The 17,892-nt window shown below is 59.1% G+C and carries 15 protein-coding genes; 11 read left to right on the forward strand and 4 right to left on the reverse strand.

Going from position 1 to position 17,892, the window contains the following annotated elements; translation table 11 throughout:
* Positions 1-122: 122 nt before the first annotated feature.
* Positions 123-1,625, reverse strand: a complete 1,503-nt coding sequence (glpK, locus tag ACRAUW_RS11465) for a glycerol kinase GlpK (protein ID WP_431362383.1) — start codon at positions 1,623-1,625, stop codon at positions 123-125.
* Between the two features lie 54 nt (positions 1,626-1,679).
* The gene (locus ACRAUW_RS11470) at positions 1,680-2,528 is read right to left on the reverse strand and encodes an MIP/aquaporin family protein (protein ID WP_431362384.1); all 849 of its coding nucleotides are present in this window, start codon (positions 2,526-2,528) and stop codon (positions 1,680-1,682) included.
* 490 nt (positions 2,529-3,018) lie between these two features.
* Here ACRAUW_RS11470 and glpT point away from each other — a divergent pair, with 490 nt between their 5' ends.
* The 9 genes from glpT to ACRAUW_RS11515 all read left to right on the forward strand — a co-directional run bounded on the left by glpT (position 3,019) and on the right by ACRAUW_RS11515 (position 12,917).
* Entirely contained in the window at positions 3,019-4,374 is a 1,356-nt protein-coding gene (gene glpT, locus ACRAUW_RS11475; RefSeq protein ID WP_431362385.1) for a glycerol-3-phosphate transporter, read from the forward strand.
* Between the two features lie 102 nt (positions 4,375-4,476).
* Positions 4,477-5,235 carry a DeoR/GlpR family transcriptional regulator gene (locus ACRAUW_RS11480; protein ID WP_431362386.1) on the forward strand — a complete coding sequence of 253 codons (759 nt, stop codon included), beginning with the start codon at positions 4,477-4,479 and terminating at the stop codon, positions 5,233-5,235.
* 321 nt (positions 5,236-5,556) lie between these two features.
* On the forward strand, positions 5,557-7,044 hold the full coding sequence (gene glpD / locus ACRAUW_RS11485; RefSeq protein ID WP_431362387.1) for a glycerol-3-phosphate dehydrogenase: 1,488 nt from the start codon (positions 5,557-5,559) through the stop codon (positions 7,042-7,044).
* Positions 7,045-7,139: 95 nt separating this feature from the next.
* On the forward strand, positions 7,140-8,228 hold the full coding sequence (glpQ, locus tag ACRAUW_RS11490) for a glycerophosphodiester phosphodiesterase (protein WP_431362388.1): 1,089 nt from the start codon (positions 7,140-7,142) through the stop codon (positions 8,226-8,228).
* Positions 8,229-8,446: 218 nt separating this feature from the next.
* On the forward strand, positions 8,447-8,929 hold the full coding sequence (gene eco / locus ACRAUW_RS11495; RefSeq protein WP_431362389.1) for a serine protease inhibitor ecotin: 483 nt from the start codon (positions 8,447-8,449) through the stop codon (positions 8,927-8,929).
* A 295-nt stretch (positions 8,930-9,224) separates the two neighbouring features.
* A complete protein-coding gene (maoP, locus tag ACRAUW_RS11500; RefSeq protein ID WP_431362390.1) occupies positions 9,225-9,596 on the forward strand; it encodes a DUF413 domain-containing protein in 372 nt (123 codons plus the stop codon).
* Positions 9,596-10,468 carry an HTH-type transcriptional regulator HdfR gene (gene hdfR, locus ACRAUW_RS11505; RefSeq protein WP_431362391.1) on the forward strand — a complete coding sequence of 291 codons (873 nt, stop codon included), beginning with the start codon at positions 9,596-9,598 and terminating at the stop codon, positions 10,466-10,468. The genes maoP and hdfR overlap by 1 nt, the downstream gene beginning before the upstream one ends.
* Before the next feature lie 171 nt (positions 10,469-10,639).
* Positions 10,640-11,581 (forward strand): hypothetical protein, encoded by a 942-nt coding sequence (locus tag ACRAUW_RS11510; RefSeq protein ID WP_431362392.1) that lies wholly within the window; start codon positions 10,640-10,642, stop codon positions 11,579-11,581.
* 145 nt (positions 11,582-11,726) lie between these two features.
* On the forward strand, positions 11,727-12,917 hold the full coding sequence (locus ACRAUW_RS11515; RefSeq protein ID WP_431362393.1) for an amino acid aminotransferase: 1,191 nt from the start codon (positions 11,727-11,729) through the stop codon (positions 12,915-12,917).
* A 106-nt stretch (positions 12,918-13,023) separates the two neighbouring features.
* On the opposite strand, the gene ACRAUW_RS11520 is transcribed toward ACRAUW_RS11515, so the two are convergent.
* Positions 13,024-13,527 carry a DUF2062 domain-containing protein gene (locus tag ACRAUW_RS11520; RefSeq protein ID WP_431362394.1) on the reverse strand — a complete coding sequence of 168 codons (504 nt, stop codon included), beginning with the start codon at positions 13,525-13,527 and terminating at the stop codon, positions 13,024-13,026.
* Positions 13,521-14,039: a DUF2062 domain-containing protein gene (locus ACRAUW_RS11525; protein WP_431362395.1), complete on the reverse strand. Its 519-nt coding sequence runs from the start codon at positions 14,037-14,039 to the stop codon at positions 13,521-13,523. Before ACRAUW_RS11525 ends, ACRAUW_RS11520 begins: the two co-directional genes overlap by 7 nt.
* A 27-nt stretch (positions 14,040-14,066) precedes the next feature.
* Here ACRAUW_RS11525 and ACRAUW_RS11530 point away from each other — a divergent pair, with 27 nt between their 5' ends.
* Both ACRAUW_RS11530 and msbA read left to right on the forward strand, forming a co-directional pair.
* Positions 14,067-16,268: a DNA internalization-related competence protein ComEC/Rec2 gene (locus tag ACRAUW_RS11530; RefSeq protein ID WP_431362396.1), complete on the forward strand. Its 2,202-nt coding sequence runs from the start codon at positions 14,067-14,069 to the stop codon at positions 16,266-16,268.
* Positions 16,269-16,372: 104 nt separating this feature from the next.
* Positions 16,373-17,892, forward strand: a 1,520-nt coding sequence (gene msbA / locus ACRAUW_RS11535) for a lipid A export permease/ATP-binding protein MsbA (protein ID WP_431362397.1), incomplete at its 3' end; no start/stop codon positions are given.

The following is a 17,892-nucleotide window of genomic DNA, read 5'->3' on the forward strand; positions in this document are numbered from 1 at the left end:
CTATTCTGAATGCTGGCATGAATGTGGATGGGGGATGGGTAGGGTATGCAGAGGTAAAATGAGAGGCCGGCATGTGTGTCGGCCTCTCTTGTTTTTCGGGTCAACGGAGGTCGGTTATCCGATCACTCCTCTTCAGCCCAGCGGCGTGAACGTTCGACCGCTTTCTTCCAACCGCTGTAGCGCTTGGCGCGATCGTCTCTGTCCATCTGCGGGATGAACTCGCGGTCCACGCTGAACTTGTCTTCCAGCTCGCCCGAGCTCTTCCAGAAGCCGACTGCCAGACCCGCCAGGAAGGCGGCGCCCATGGCGGTGGTCTCGATGCGAGTCGGACGCACCACCGGGGTGTGCATCATGTCAGCCTGGAACTGCATCAGGAAGTCGTTGGCTACGGCGCCACCGTCTACTTTCAGCGCTGCCAGCTTGATGCCGGAGTCCTGCTGCATCGCATCCAGTACATCGCGGCTCTGATAGGCGATGGATTCCAGCGCGGCACGAATGATGTGGTTGCGGTTGGCGCCACGGGTCAGGCCGACCATGGTGCCGCGAGCATACGGATCCCAGTAGGGCGCGCCCAGACCGACGAAGGCCGGTACCAGATAGACGCCGTTGGTATCGCCCACCTTGGAGGCAAAGTAGTCGGTATCGCGGGCATCGTGGATGATCTTTAGCTCGTCACGTAGCCACTGGATGGTGGCGCCGCCCATGAACACTGCACCTTCCAGCGCGTAGTTCACTTCCCCTTTCGGGCCGATGGCAACGGTAGTCAGCAGGCCGTTGCTGGAGCGAACCGGCTCGGTGCCGGTGTTCATCAGCATGAAGCAGCCGGTGCCGTAGGTGTTTTTGGCCATTCCTTTTTCAAAGCAGAGCTGGCCGAACAGGGCAGATTGCTGGTCACCAGCGATACCGGCGATGGGGATACGGGAGCCGCCACCACGGGTGGTGTAGCCGTAAACTTCGGAAGAGGGTTTCACTTGTGGCAGCATGGACATGGGGATGCCCAGCTCGTCCAGCATGCGCTGATCCCACTTCAGGTCGCGGATGTTGTAGAGCATGGTACGGGAGGCGTTGGTCGGGTCGGTGACGTGCACTTCGCCATTGGTCATCTTCCAGACCAGCCAGGTGTCGATGGTGCCGAACAGCAGCTCGCCGTTCATCGCTTTCTCGCGGGCACCTTCCACGTTGTCGAGGATCCACTTCACCTTGGTACCGGAGAAGTAGGCATCCAGCACCAGACCGGTGTTCTCGCGCACGTACTCTTCCAGACCGCGAGCTTTGAGCTCTTCGCAGATGGCGGCGGTACGGCGGCACTGCCAGACGATGGCGTTGTAGATGGGCTTGCCGGTGGCCTTTTCCCAGACAACGGTGGTTTCACGCTGGTTGGTGATACCGATGGCGGCGATCTCTTCGCTGCGCAGGCCGGTCTTGGCCAGCACTTCGGTAAAGACGGAGGATTGGGTTGCCCAGATCTCCATCGGGTCGTGCTCTACCCAGCCCGCTTTCGGGTAGTGCTGGGTAAATTCGCGCTGGGAGGTACCGATAATGTTGGCATCCTGATCAAACACGATGGCGCGGGAAGAGGTGGTTCCCTGGTCCAGAGCGACGACATATTTCTTTTCAGCAGACATGATGTTCTCCACGTTTCTATTTTCCACGTTTTTATACGTTGGAGGGGGCCGCTCTTATGCGGCAGCCTCTTCTTTGGCGGTTTGGGTCGCTTGCTCGGTGGTGACGACACGGTTGCCCGGGACGCAGGGAGCCAGCACTTTGACATACAGAGCGGTACCAATCTGGGCACCGACAATAGGTCCAAGGATAGGGACCCAGAAGTAGGGGTTGTCACGGCCACCGGTCAGGGCCACATCGCCCCAGCCAGCAAAGAACGCGAACAGTTTGGGGCCAAAATCACGAGCCGGGTTCATGGCAAAACCGGTTAACGGGCCGAGGGAGGCACCGATCACCGCGATCAGGATACCGATCAGCAGGGCGGCCGCGAATCCTTTGGGGGCGCCGTTGTTGTTGTCACCCAGCGCCATGATGCCCAGCATCAGGACGGCGGTGATCACCAGCTCGACGGCAAAAGCTTGCATATTGGTCAGCAGGGCATTGGGGTAGGTGGAGAAGATCCCGGCGGTGCCGAGGCTCTCGACGCTGCCGCGCACCACGTTATGGGTCACTTCCCACTGGGTGAAAAGGTTACCATAAAGGAAGTAGACAAGGGCCGCGAAGCAGAAGGCACCAGCTATCTGGGCGATGATGTAGGGCACCACCTTGCGCTTGTCGAAACCGGCGAAGGTCATCAGCGCCAGGGTCACGGCCGGGTTGAGGTGGGCACCTGAAATGCCGCCGGTCACATAGATAGCGATGGCCACGCCCAGACCCCAGGTAATGGAGATTTCCCACTGCCCGAAGTTGGCGCCAGCCAACACAAGTGCGGCCACACATCCGACGCCGAAGAAGATCAGCAGGCCGGTTCCGATAAACTCGGCAATGCACTCGCCAAGCAGGGTATTGGGTCTTTGTATGCTCATAAGTATTCCTTAGGTATCCACCCGTAGAGGTTTGATGTTCCGTTTTATCTTTATTGTGGCGATCCATTGCAACCGAAAACGTTTCCTGCTTCTTTATTCTTCTTGCGCAAACGTTATGCTCGTTTTCGCTCGTTCCCAGGTGAGAGAGAAAATAAACCTTCCCATAGATTTCACCATCCCCCTGCCATGGGAAATGTGGACAAGATCCCACACATTGCTAACGAAATGTGACGTAAAGCAAGCTGATGCTTGCCTTGTACTACTTAAGTGGTACATCAAAATCCTTATTCCACACGGGCTGGCGCTTGTTGGGTAACCGCTTATTGGGGGCTTTTATTTGTAATAAAACTGCAATATTTGAGCATGCATCACAGATTAAATGAGTGCATGTGATCACAATGAGCTCGCTTTCGAATCATGAGACTCGCATGGTTCGTGGAGATGGTCAGGGCATCCTCAACCGCCCATAACAACAATAAGGAAGCAGAACATGCTTAGTCTCTTCAGGCCTGCGGCGCACATCGACAGGCTCACGGCCGACAAAGTCGACCCCTTCTACAAACGTATGCGTTGGCAGGTGTTCTTCGGGATCTTCTTCGGTTACGCCGGCTACTATCTGGTGCGGAAAAACTTCAGTCTGGCGATGCCCTATCTGATCGAGCAGGGCTTCTCCCGTGGTGATCTCGGTTTCGCGCTCTCCGGGGTGTCTATTGCCTATGGTCTCTCGAAGTTCCTGATGGGAAACGTCTCTGACCGCTCCAACGCCCGCTACTTCCTCTCTGCCGGTCTGCTTCTCTCGGCCGGTCTCATGTTTATGATGGGTACCATGCACTGGGCTACTTCCAGCATCGCCATCATGTTCGTGCTGTTGTTCCTGAACGGCTGGGCACAGGGCATGGGCTGGCCGCCCTGCGGTCGCACCATGGTGCACTGGTGGTCACAGAAAGAGCGTGGCGAAGTGGTTGCGGTCTGGAACGTGGCGCACAACGTGGGTGGCGGCATGATTGGCCCGCTGTTTATCCTCGGGATGGGCTGGTTCAACGACTGGCGCAGCGCCTTCTATGTGCCTGCGGCAGCGGCGGCCGCCATCGCGGTGATCGCCTTCTTCGTGATGCGTGATACCCCGCAATCGGTCGGTTTGCCTCCTATCGAGGAGTACAAGAACGACTATCCGAAGGATTACAACGAGAGCCACGAGCAGGAGTTTTCCGCCAAGGAGATCTTCGTCAAGTACGTGCTGCACAACAAACTGCTGTGGTACATCGCGATCGCCAACGCCTTCGTTTACCTCATTCGTTACGGTGTGCTGGACTGGGCGCCAACCTATCTGAAAGAGGCCAAGCACTTCACCGTCGACAACTCCTCCTGGGCCTATTTCCTCTACGAGTGGGCCGGTATTCCGGGCACCCTGCTGTGTGGCTGGATCTCTGACAAGATGTTCCAGGGCCGCCGTGCACCGGCCGGTATCCTGTTCATGGTGCTGGTGACCCTGGCAGTGCTGGTTTACTGGTTCAACCCGGCCGGTAACCCGACCATCGACATGATGGCGCTGGTGGCCATCGGCTTCCTGATCTACGGCCCTGTTATGCTGATCGGCCTCTATGCTCTTGAGCTGGCGCCGAAGAAAGCAGCCGGTACTGCGGCAGGCTTCACCGGTCTGTTCGGTTATCTGGGCGGCGCCGTGGCAGCCAACGCCATGCTGGGCTACACCGTTGACCACTTCGGCTGGGACGGCGGCTTCATGGTACTGACCGTCTCCTGCGTGCTCTCCATCATCCTGCTGGCGATGACTCTTAAGCACGAGAACCTTGCCGTGGCAGCCAGAGCCGAGGCTCATAAGGCATAAAACGTGATCCTCAGCTTATTGATCCCCAAGGGGATCGGGTAAACTGCCAAAAGGCCCCGCACCTGCCGGGGCCTTTTTTCGTCTCATCATCGGAGTGCAAGCGTGAAGCAAACCCAACGACATCTGGAGATCCTGGACGTCCTGACGCGGCAGGGATTTGTCTCGACCGACGATCTGGTGACCCACTTTGACGTCAGCCCCCAGACCATTCGCCGGGATCTGAACGATCTCGCCGAACAGAACAAGATCCGGCGCCATCATGGCGGTGCCTCCCTGCATTCGAGTACCGTCAATACCGCCTACAGTGCCCGTAAAGTGATGCAACTCAAGGAGAAAGAGCGCATCGCCCGCGAGGTCGCGGCCAATATTCCCGACGGTTCATCGCTCTTTATCGACATAGGTACCACCACCGAGGCGATCGCCCGCGCCCTGCTCGATCACCGTGAGCTGCGTATCGTCACCAACAACCTCAACGTGGCCAGCATTTTGACGGCCAAGGATGACTTCACCGTCATCATTGCCGGTGGCGAGATCCGCAACCGCGATGGCGGCATCGTGGGGGAGGCGACCCGCGACTTCATTGGTCAGTTTCGCATGGACTATGGCGTCATCGGCATTTCGGGGATCGACAACGACGGCTCCCTGCTCGATTTCGACTATCACGAGGTGAAGATTGCCCAGGCCATCATCGCCCACTCCCGTCAGGTGTTCCTGGCCGCCGACCACACCAAGTTCGGCCGCAACGCCATGGTCAATCTGGGCAATCTCAGCCAGATCCACGCTCTCTTTACCGATCAGGAGCCACCGGAAAAGCTGACGCGATTGATGGCGCAACACCAGATCGCCTGCCACATCGGCTGACGGCGAAACACGCCAAGGCAGTGCCGGTCGCCCGTCAGGGCGGCCTCCTTTATCTTTCTCTCCCCCAGTCCCGCACTCATCTCACCCCACCCCTTTATAGGTATTGTCAAAACGACTATTCAATCTGGTTTTTTGGCTATTAACCCGCCGATGTTGGCCCGACGCCATTTGCTCAGCTGACCTCTTCCCTTTGCCACTTCTGGCGGGCTGTGGCGATCACACTTTCGCCATGAAATGTTCGTTTGTTGTGTTTTTACGTTCTAAAATGAGCGAAATAAAACATTTATGTCATGGCAATCATAAAAATGAAAGTAGGTGAACATGAGCGAACATTATGATCTGGTCGTCGTTGGTGGCGGCATCAACGGGGTAGGCATTGCAGCTGATGCGGCAGGACGGGGTTTGAAAGTGGCCCTGTTCGAGGCGCAAGATCTCGCCTCAGCCACCTCTTCCAACTCCAGCAAGCTGATCCACGGTGGTCTGCGCTATCTCGAACATTACGAATTCCGGCTGGTGAAAGAGGCGCTGGCGGAGCGGGAGGTGCTGCTCGGCATGGCGCCCCATATCGCTCGGCCGATGCGTTTTCGTCTGCCGCACCGCCCGCATCTGCGTCCGGCCTGGATGATCCGCGCCGGCCTCTTCCTTTATGACAATCTGGCCAAGCGCGACAAGCTCAAGGGCAGCTGTGGCGTGCGCTTCCTGCCGCAAGATGGCCTCATCTCCGGTATCAACAAGGGTTTCGAGTATTCGGACGCCTGGGTCGACGATGCCCGGCTGGTGGTGCTCAATGCCATGATGGCGCGCGACAAGGGTGCCGACGTGCAGACACGCACCCGCTGCGTCAAGGCGGAGCGTGGCTCAAAGCACTGGACCTTGACTCTGGAGCGGGAAGGGGGCGAACAGTTCAATGTCACTTGCCGCGGTCTGGTCAATGCGGCCGGCCCCTGGGTCAAGACCTTCTATGATGAGAGCCTGCACGAGAAATCCCCCCGCGGCATTCGCCTTATTAAAGGCAGCCACATGATAGTGCCGCGCATCCATGAGCGCGAAGAGGCCTATATCCTGCAAAACGAAGACAACCGCATCGTCTTCGTCATCCCTTATCAGCAGGACTACTCCCTCATCGGCACCACCGATGTGGAGCACCACGGCAGTCCGCGCGAGGCGAAGATCAGCGACGCCGAGATCAACTACCTGTGCAAGGTGGTCAACGCCCACTTTACTCGCCAGATCGCCCCGCAAGATGTGATCTGGACCTATGCAGGGGTGCGCCCGCTCTGTGACGACGAGTCAGACTCGCCGCAGGCGGTGACCCGCGACTACACCCTCGAACTCTCTGGCGAATCGGACGGCGCGCCGCTGCTCTCGGTATTTGGCGGCAAGCTCACCACCTATCGCAAGTTGGCGCAGGCTGCCTGCAACAAGCTCAAACCCTGGTTCAGCCAGATGGGGGATGACTGGACTGCCAGCAGCCGGCTGCCCGGTGGTGAGTTTGACTGCTCGGTCCGCGAGCTGGCGCGGGCCTTTGCGCTGGAGTTTGACTGGCTCGATGATCGCAGCGCCCTGCGTATCGCCGAAGCCTATGGCGCCCATGCCCGGCTCTGGCTCAAGGAGTCCCGTGGCCAGCACTTTGGAGCCGGACTATACGAATCTGAGGTGCGCTATCTTATCGAGCGGGAGTGGGCCTGCACTCTGAACGATATCCTCTGGCGCCGCAGCAAGCTGGGGTTGCGCCTGTCCGATCCCGATCGAGAGCAACTGGGTGAGTGGCTGGCACACCATCACCATGGCCTGCGCAAAGCAAGCTGAATTCTCAGAAGGGCGGCCTTGCGTCGCCCTTTCTATAACTGCAACAAACCTCTGATAGAACAATTACCTACACACAATAATAAAGAGCATCACATATGAAAAAACTCGCCGTTTCCCTCATCGCCTTGAGCCTTGAGGCATCCCTCTCATTACCCGCATTGGCTGCCGATGAAGGCAAGGTGGTGATTGCCCACCGCGGCGCTTCCGGCTACCTGCCCGAGCATACCCTGGAGTCCAAGGCACTGGCCTATGGCATGGGGGCCGACTATCTGGAACAGGATCTGGTGATGACCAAGGATGAGCAGCTGGTGGTGATGCATGATCACTTCCTCGATGGCATCACCGATGTGGCGGCGCGCTTCCCCGGTCGTTCCCGTTCTGACGGCCGTTATTATGTGGTGGATTTCACCCTGGACGAGGTGCGCTCTCTGCGCATGACCGAGCCGTTTCAGCTGGTGGACGGCAAGCAGGTACCGGTCTATCCGGTCCGCTTCCCGCTCTGGAAGTCAGACTTCAAGATCCACACCTTCCAGGAGGAGATCGAGATGATCCTGGGGCTCAACAAGAGCACCGGCAAAAACATTGGTATCTATCCGGAGATAAAAGCCCCCTGGCTGTTCCGCCACGAAGGTAAAGATATCTCCAAGGCGGTGCTGAAGGTATTGAAGAAGTACGGCTACACCAGCAAGGATGACAAAGTCTATCTGCAGAGTTTCGACACCAATGAGCTCAAGCGCATCAACAGCGAGCTGATGCCCGCCATGGGGATGGATCTGAAGCTGGTGCAGCTGATGGCCGAGACCGACTGGAATGAGACCATGGTTTATGACGCCAAGGGCAAGGCGACCCCCTATAGCTATGACTGGATGTTCAAACCGGGCGCCATGAAGGAGATCGCCAGCTACGCCGAGGGGATCGGCCCCTGGAAGCCGATGATAGTGCCGGAGCCGGGTTCTTTGGGCAAACCGACCTTTACCAGCATGGTAAAAGAGGCCCACGCGGCTGGTCTCAAGGTGCATCCTTATACCTTCCGTCAGGATGAGGGGCAGATCCCTGCCTATGCCAAGGACTTCACCGCTCTCCTTAACATCTTCCTCTATCAGGCCGATGTGGATGGGGTGTTCAGTGACTTCCCCGACAAGGCGGTGGCCGTCATCAAGGCCCATCAAGAGGCGTCCAAATAGCACTCTGGCGCCATTGGAATGCAACGCGAGGCCAATTGGCCTCGCTTTTTGTTTCAGGCTCCCGCAACGGGAGTGTGCGCCCTGTCAGAAAATAGTCAGATAACGTCATGGTGTGCCGGATCTGCATCATTTTACGCAGTTTTTACGTAGTAGATCGCTGGCATGAAATCGGCAGAGCGGTTAGTCTAGCGGCGTTGAACCAACCCCATGAGGTACAGATGAAAACCGTATTGCGTTTTAGCCTGCTGGGCGCCTTGTTGCTGGGTGGGCATGCCTTCGCCGCCGAGCCGAAAAAATTTGATATCAGCATGTTCCCAGCCGCTGACGTGAATCAGGAACGTGTGGTGATCCGCCTGCCTGAAGTCGAGAAAGAAGCCGACATGATGGTCGAGCTGCAGGTCGGTAAAAAGATGATGGTTGATTGCAACGTCCCTCGTTTTGCAGGCAACCTGGAACAGCACAGCGTCAAGGGCTGGGGCTACAACTACCTGAAACTGGGCAAGATCTCTGACCCCATCAGCACCCTGATGATGTGCCCGGATAACCAGCAGAAAGAGACCTTCGTTCAGATCTACGGCCAGGGCTTTTTCGTCAACTACAACTCAAAACTGCCGTTCGTGATCTACGTGCCGCAGGAGTATGAAGTGCGTTACCGTTTGTGGCGTGCCGACAACCTGGCCCAACCGGCTATGATTGAGTAAGCATGTTGGAACCAAGGGTTCAGCTGGTTCACCTGATATGACAATGGGCGCCTAGTGGCGCCCTTTTTTTGTCTGCGGGCTCTGAAAAGTGACGTGCAAATTGGTTGCATGTTTACATAAGTTGATTATTTATCAACGTTTTTATGTGTTATGCCACAGAATCTGTGTCTGCTATGGGGTAAAGCGACTTCGATAAAAAATGTTTATCAATATAGTGAGAAAATTGATTTTGCACTCGGCGGTGGCCTGATGATACTTGCCCGCAAAGGTCAAACTAACCAGAAAAAAGAGCACTATGAGCTTCGAATCAGACAAGCGTTTTAACGACTTCAAACATTTTCCCCGTGGCCTGCGTCGCAGTGGTGAATTCACTGTGGCCGAAGCGGACAGTCTGGAAAAATATGGTACCGCCATGCTGGCACTCTATCAGGGTACCCAGACGCCCCGTGATGATGTCGAGTCCGCCTTCGTCGAGCAGGTCAAATCCGGCGCAGCCGGCGCCAACCCCCATGCCAAGGTGTGGTTCAAGTACCTCAAGGTGATCGGTCCCAAGCGCGTTCATCGTCTTTGTACCATCGTTGGTGGCGCCAGTGAAGAGAGCAGCGGTGGCGGCAGCTTTGATGTCGGTGGTGGCAGCGGCGGTGGCAGTGACGAGTCCATCGATTAATGGATACCGAGCTGCTTCGGACCTTTATCGAGGTCAGCAAGACCCGGCACTTTGGCCGGGCTGCTGAAAATCTCTACCTGACCCAGTCGGCGGTGAGTTTCCGGATCCGCCAGCTAGAGCAGCAACTGGGTGTCAGTCTGTTTGCCCGTCATCGCAACAATATCCGCCTGACTGCCTCCGGTGAGCGTCTGCTGCCCTATGCAGACGCCATTTTGCACACCCTCGGCCGTGCCAAGCAGGATGTGGCGCTCTCGCCGGGATTCAGTCAGCAGCTGGCCATTGGTGCGCCTGCGGTGTTCTGGGAACTTGATTTCAACGACTGGCTCAATCGCATCTACACACAGGTGCCTGGTTTGGCGGTGCGCCTTGAAACGGCCTCCCGCGAGCACCTCTGCCGCCAGTTACTGGAGCGCTCCCTCGATCTGGCGTTGCTCTCCGAGCCCACCAAGATAGATGAGATCGCCCTGCATCCCATCGGTGAGCTGGTGTTCGAGCTGGTGAGCCGGGATCCGGCGGTCAATGCCGACAACCTGATGCAGATGCCGCACATTCACCTCGACTGGGGGACCAGTTTCGAGCCGCAACCCAGCCGCTTGCAGAGCCTGCAAAAGACCCCGGTGCTGCACTCCAGCTCCGCCAGCATGGCGTTGCAGTTCGTGCTGGCCAATGGTGGCGCTGCTTATCTGCCACGGCGGATGGTCAGTCCCTTCCTCGAGAAAGGGGCGCTCCATCTGGTGGAGGGAGGCCAGCTGCTGAGCCGTCCGCTCTATCTTGCCTATCTGGATAAATCCGATCGCCGGGAGCTGATCGATCAGCTGTTGACGTTGCCACTGGGTTGGCACGATGCCGAGTTGCGCCTCAACGTCGAATAAGCGTCGAGTGTTATCCAAGGAAGAGCCCACCCCACGGTGGGCTCTTCTGTTTGGGAAAAATTGCAGGGAGCGAGGTCACGTAATTGGCGCGGGAGGCTTGGCGTCATCGGCCTGTAACGGTACCTTTTCAGGCTGTTTATCCGATTGAGCACTGACAGGGATGGATTGTAATTGATCGACTTTAGTCACCCCGAATGGCGGGCACTGGCACAGCAGTTGCTGAGCCACTCACCTGTGGTGATCCGTGGCCGCCAGTGGCAACCGCTGGTGGGCCTGCTCAAGGATAACCAGCTGCTGCTCGCTCATGGTAGCCACAGCTATGAACTCACCCCGGCCGGACGGCGCTATCTCACCCGCGAGCTGATGCTGGTCGAGATCGCTACCGCCCCCCCAGAGCCCGAGGAGTGGTTGCATGCTCAGGGCTGGCAATTGGGGGAGCAGGTCAACGAGCGGGTGCTGGCGGCGCTCTATCGCAAGTCAGAGGTGAGCTTCACCCCCAACGAGCAGATCGATTTTGAGGACAAGGGCATCCGGCTCTGCGCTGATCAGCTGTTGCGCTTGCGCGCCGCCCAGCCGTTTAGCCTCTTTTTCAGCGGCGGTACCCTGCTCGACGCAGCCCCCTGGTTGCAGGCGCTGGGGGAGGTGGCGCTGCCCGAGCGCACCCTGGCGGGTCTTGGCAAGATCCTGTGGGGGGAGGGGAATATCGAGCGGGTGATCACCACAGACAGCGTTGGCGCCTTTGCTGATTTGCCCCTTGATGTAGGCACCTTACTGGTGTGGGCCCCCCCATCGTCTCCTCTAGCCTTGCAGCAGGTGGTAGCCGCCTTGCCCCCCAATGTGCTGTGGAGTCATCTCACCGCCCTCGACCCGGCCGGGGTGGATCGGCTGCAGGCACTGGCCCAGCGCTTGGGTCGTCCGGCCCGCTGGTGGCTGCCCCGTGATCTGGCCCCCATCCTCAGCGCGTATGCCCAGCCTTTGACTGAGGCTCAGCCGTGGGAACCGAGCCGGATCCCCAGGTCGTTGTTAGCTGTTTGTAGCGGTTTGGTTGAATCGAATGGAGGCTTGTCAGCTGAGGTGTGCGCACTGGCACCAGCGTGGCATGCGGTTGGTTGAAATTGGCCTGAAAGCGAGCCAAAAAGCGGTTTTCCCCCATTGAACGCGATGATATAAAGAGTTGACGAAGCGCTCGCCAGATGAGCGCTTTTGTTTATCAAGCCGCTTTGCCACCCAACGAACTCAACGGAATACAGGGAATACCATGTTTGAAAAGGTTGTTGCCGCCCCAGCGGATCCGATCCTGGGCCTGACCGAAGCCTTCCGTGCTGACTCTCGCAGCCACAAGATCAATCTTGGCGTAGGGATCTACAAGGACGAGTCCGGTGCCACCCCCATTCTTCACTGCGTCAAGAAAGCCGAGCAGAAGCTGCTGACCGACGAGAAGACCAAAAATTACCTCGGTATTGAAGGTAATATCGAATATGGCCGCATCGTGCAGCAATTGCTGTTCGGGCAAAACGCCGCGCTGGTCGCCAGTGGCCGCGCCAAGACCGCCCAAGCGCCGGGCGGCACCGGTGCCCTGCGTATCGCTGCCGAATTCGTGGTGCGCAACGGTCTGGCCAAGACAATCTGGATCTCCGATCCCACCTGGGCCAACCACGTCAGCGTGTTCCAGGCCGCCGGTCTGACCGTCAAGTGGTACAAGTACTACGATGCTGCCACCAAGGGGCTCGATTTTGCCGCCATGCAGGCCTCTCTGGCTGACGTTCAGGCCGGCGATCTGGTGCTGCTGCACGGCTGCTGCCACAACCCGACCGGTATCGACCCCACTAGCGATCAGTGGCGCGCCCTGGCCAAGCAGAGCGCTGCCGCCGGCTGGTTGCCGCTGTTTGACTTCGCCTATCAGGGCTTTGCCCGTGGTATCGAAGAGGATGCTGAAGGTCTGCGCATCTTCGCCGAGTGCCATGACGAACTGCTGGTGGCGAGCTCCTTCTCCAAGAACTTCGGCCTCTACAACGAGCGGGTCGGTGCCTTCACGCTGGTCAGCGCAACCAAAGAGATCGCCGATGTGGCCTTCACTCAGGTCAAGACCGTCATTCGTGCCAACTACTCCAACCCGCCGTCACACGGCGCCGCTGTGGTCACCGCCGTGGTGAGCGATCCGGCTCTCTATGCCGAGTGGGTCGAAGAGGTGGCTGCCATGCGGATGCGTATTCGCGAGATGCGCGAACTGCTGGTAGAGAAGCTGGCGGCCCTCGGCGTGAGCCAGGATTTCAGCTTTATCCGCGAGCAGAACGGCATGTTCTCCTTCTCCGGCCTCTCCAAGGATCAGGTTGAGCGCCTCAAGAGCGAATTTGCCATCTACATCGTCGGCTCCGGCCGGATCAGTGTGGCCGGTATCACCCGCGCCAATATCGATCCCCTGTGCGAGGCCATTGCCAAGGTGTTGTAATCCCATCGCCTTATGCTTTGGCGTTATGCCATGAAAAAGCCCGTCACCTAGGTGACGGGCTTTTTTGATCGCCAACGGCTGAGCGTCAAACAAGGATATGGATAGCTCACTGGTGGTGGGCGCCTTGCCACCATTTGCGCAGTTGCAGCAGCAGCGCGGTCAGGACGCCGCCGCTCAGGGCGGTGAGTACCGCCAGCAGCAGGCTGCCGAGCAGGAAGGGAGGCACCAGGGTGGCCGCCTCCTGCTCCAGCCAGTGAAGAGTCCAGCTGAGGTGGAACGGCTCCTGCGTCTGGTGCAGTACCAGACAACCGGTGCGATAGGCGTAGAGATACATGAACGGCAGGGTCAGCGGATTGTTGAACCAGACCGCCAGCAGCGACAGCGGCAGGTTGAGGCTGAATGCCAGCGCCAGACCGACAGCGATGAGCGAGTGCATCGGGATGGGGAACCAGCAGGCGAAGATCCCGGCCGCTACCGCGCCGCTCAGGGCGCGGGAGCCCCCTTGCCAGAGGGCAGGGGCGAGCAGTCGCTCACCAAACAGGGCAAACCACTTCTGCTGGCGCAGGGTGTCGGGATCGAGTTTGAAGCGGGCAAACCAGCGACTCAGCATAGGCGGGCCATCTTGCGTTTTTGCCACTGGCGTACCGTGCTGATCCGCCAGAAGGTGCGGATCAGGGTGTAACCGATAAGGGAACTGAGCAGAGCCAGGATCAGCGAGCCCAGCAACAGCGGCGGTGCCACTGTGCCCAGTACCGAGACCAGCCACTCCCAGGTGAAGGCAATCTCTATCTGCTGTGCCGAATGTCCCAGCAGCTGACAACCCACCAGATAGGCGCCATAGAGCAGGGGCGGCATGGTAAAGGGGTTGGAGAGCCAGACCAGCGCCACCGAGAGCGGCAGATTGACCCGGCACAGGATGGCGCCACCGGCGGCCAGCAGCATCTGGCAGGGGAGCGGCACCCAGGCCATGAAGAGGCCCACCGCAAATGCCCCTGCGGCCGATCGCCGGTTGAGGTGCCAGAGGTTGGCATCGAGCAGCAGTTTGCCGAACAGCCGCAAGTGCTTGTGTTCTTTCAGGGTTTGCTGATCGGGCATCCAGCGTTTAATGAGTCGTTTGGGCATATTGAAACCTTGCTAAATACTTGCTCCATGGATCTGCGTCTGTTGTCGTTTGCCCTGGGGGCAAGCTCCTCACTGCTCTGGCCATGGTTACCTTCACTCGCATGGGGGGGCCTGTTGCTGTCCCTGCTGATCCCCCTTGCATATTGCCGTGCCTGGCGGTGGCTGTTTCTCCTGCTCGGCATCCTCTGGATGCAGGCCAATCTTGCCTATCGGCTGGCCTGGCTGGAGCGGTTGGGCGATCAGACGAGCCACATGATAACCGCACAGCTGCAAAGTGCAGAGCCCGAGGGGGATAAATTTGTCCGGCTGCTGCTGCGGGTGAGCACCCTCGACGAGCAACCGGTGACACCTGAGCCCCTGATCCGGGTCAATGCCTATCAGGCGTTGCCCGCCATGACTGTGGGTAGCCGGATCACCCTGGTGACCTCGTTGAAACCGGCTCACGGTCTGGCTAACGAGGCGGGGCTGGATGGGCGGCGTCTGCTACTGGGTAAGGGGATCACCGCCACCGGCAATTTGCGCCGGGTGATCGACATTCAACAGGCACCTGCGGGTTGGCGCGAACGCTGGTTGGGCGCGGCGACCGAGAGTTGGCGCCCATTTGATCATGCCCCCTTGCTGGCGGCGCTCACTTTTGGCGAGCAGAGCGGCATTACGGATGCCCAGTGGGAGCTGTTTCGTGGCAGTGGTCTGACCCATATCATCGCCATTTCAGGGCAGCACATTGCGCTGGTGGCGGTGCTCGGGTGGTGGTTGGGCAGGTTGTTTGGCCTGCGCGGCGCCATCATCACCTCCCTGCTGTTTGCCGCCGTCTACAGCGCGTTGGCGGGGTTTGCGGTGGCCACCGAGCGGGCCCTGATCATGGTGCTGGTGTGGAGTGTGCTGCGCTGGAGCCGGCGAGAGTGGCCGGCCTGGCGCATCTGGCTGTGGGCCTTTGTTGTGCTGACCCTCTGGGATCCCTTCGCACTCTATTCCGCCGGCTTCTGGCTCTCGTTTCTGGCGGTGGCCATCTTGCTGCTGGTGGGATATGTCCACGACAAGCCGGGGCTCTGGCAGGTCCAGCTCTGGCTGCTGCTCGGTCTGCTGCCGCTGCAACTGGCATTGTTCGAGGGGATAGCGCCCCTTGCCATGGTGATCAACCTGCTGGCGGTGCCGCTCTTTTGTATCGCCATCATTCCGCTGGCCCTGATCGGTGTGCTGCTGGCGCCGCTATCCACCTCGCTCGCCTATGGTCTGTTCTGGCTGGCGGATCTGGGGCTCGGGTGGGTGCTGACCATCCTGAATTGGCTTTCCGAACAACTGCAACTGTGGTGGCCACTGCCCGGCTGGTGGCTGCCGCTCTGCACCCTGTTGTTGCTGCTCTGGTTCGCCACGCAGTGGCGCCCGGCACGCTGGCTCTGGCTACCGGGTCTGTGTGCGCTGTTGCTGGCGATCTGGCCAACGCCTGCCCGCTGGCAACTGCGGGTGCTGGATGTGGGGCAGGGGCTGGCGGTGCTGATCAGCAAGGGGGATCGCGCCATCCTTTATGACACCGGTGATCGCTATCCCGGAGGCTACAACATGGCGGATTCGGTGATCCTGCCCCAGCTAAGCCATCTGGGGATCCGGGTCATCGATCGCCTCATCATCAGCCACAAGGATCGGGACCATGCTGGCAATCGCAAGCGACTGCTCAGCGCCATGCCGGTACGTCAAGAGCTCTCCTCTTACCCCTTCAGTGAGGGAACCACCCTGTGCCAGCGTGGGCAACAGTGGCGTTGGCAGGGGCTCTCGTTTGCAGTGCTCTGGCCCGAGCGCCCCGGTGGCGGGCGCAATAACGATGGCTGCGTGGTGCGTATCAGCGATGGGCAGCGCAGCGTGCTGCTCAGTGCCGATATCGAACGGCAGGCCGAGCAGCGACTGGTGGCGCTCGAGGGCGCGGGGCTGGCCAGCACCTTGCTGGTGAGCCCGCACCACGGCAGTCGCACCTCCTCCACGCCCCCGTTTGTCGCGGCGGTAGCGGCGCAGGATGTGATCCACAGCGCCGGTTTTATGAATCAGTGGGGCTTTCCCCGTCCCGATGTGGTGGCCCGCTATCGGGATGCCCGCCAGTGGATCACCGGCCAGCAAGGGGCGCTGCTGATCGAGCCCACCGCAGCGGGCTTGAGCGTCACTGCCGAGCGAGATTCAGGCCCTTGGTATCGGCGCAGTGGGGAGTGGTGGCGACCGCGAGTGTGGTTTGAGCAATAATCCGTCATTTCTGCCATGGCGTGATGCTATATCGGTGGCGGCGCTTGGTGTAAGCCTGCGCTTTGGCTAGAATACCCCGTCATTTCCATTACCAACGGCTATTCATGCAACACGAAACCTCACAAGATAGCTGGCCTGTCTTCAAACGCCTGCTCGGTTATGTCCGTGACCGCAAGCTGGGCCTGATCGGCGGTATCATCGGCATGCTGGGTTACGCCGCCGTCGATACTACCTTTGTCTATTCCATCAAGCCGCTGATTGACAAGGGGATCAACGGTAACGATCCAAGTGTTCTCAAATGGATGCCATTCTTCGTGCTGGGTATAGTAGCGCTGCGCGGGGTGGCCAACTTTCTCTCCAACTACTGCATGGCCTGGGTCGGCAACCACGTGGTGATGCGTCTGCAACAGCAGGTGTTCAATCACATGGTGGCGATGCCGATGAGTTTCTTCGATCGCCAGAACACCGGTCATTTGCTCTCCAAGGTGACCTATGATGCCAGTCAGGTCTCCTCGGCGGCGAGTACCACGCTAGTGACCCTGGTGCGTGAAGGGGCGACCGTGGTCGGTCTGCTCGGCCTGATGTTCTGGCACTCTTGGCAGCTGTCGGTGATCTTCCTGGTGGTGGGTCCGCTGGTGGGGGTCATCATCGGCCTTATCAGCCGTCGTTTCCGCCAGATCAGCCGTCACATCCAGCAGGCAGTAGGGGATATCACCACTTCCACCGAGCAGATGCTCAAAGGTCACAAAGAGGTGCTGATGTTTGGTGGCCAGAAGGTAGAAGAGAAGCGCTTCTTCCAGGTCAGCAACAACATGCGCCAGCAGACCATGAAGATGGTCGCCGCCGATGCCATCGGCAGCCCTGTGGTGCAGATGGTGGCCTCCATCGCGCTGGCGGCTTTCCTTTACGTGGCGACCATCGACAGCGTGCGCAGCGAGCTGACCGCCGGTACGTTTACCGTCATGGTCACCTCCATGATGATGCTGCTCAAGCCGCTGAAAAGCCTGACCGACGTCAACAACCAGTTCCAGCGCGCCATCACCGCCTGCCACAGCCTGTTTGGCCTGCTCGACACCGAGCCGGAGCAGGATACCGGCACTCGTACTCTGGATCGTGCCCGCGGCGAGATCGAGTTTCGCAACGTCACCTTCACCTACCCGACCAAGGACACCCCGGCGCTGCACAACGTCAGCTTCAAGGTGGAGGCGGGTAAATCGGTGGCGCTGGTGGGCCGTTCCGGCTCTGGCAAGAGTACCATTGCCAGCCTGTTGACCCGCTTCTACGACATCGATCAGGGGGAGATCCTGCTGGACGGCATCAACATCCGCGAATACAAGTTGAGCGAGCTGCGCAAGCAGTACGCACTGGTCTCCCAGCATGTTCACCTGTTCAATGACTCGGTGGCTAACAACATCGCCTACGCGGCGGAAGACAAATACAGCCGCGACCAGATCGTGCAGGCCGCCCGTATCGCTCATGCCGACGAGTTCGTCAGCAAGATGAGCAACGGGTATGACACTGTGGTTGGCGAGAACGGTGCATCCCTCTCCGGTGGTCAGCGCCAGCGTGTTGCCATTGCGCGGGCTCTGCTGCGCGATGCGCCGGTTCTGCTGCTGGATGAGGC

Source organism: Aeromonas sp., assembly GCF_050633025.1.
Taxonomy (GTDB): domain Bacteria; phylum Pseudomonadota; class Gammaproteobacteria; order Enterobacterales; family Aeromonadaceae; genus Aeromonas.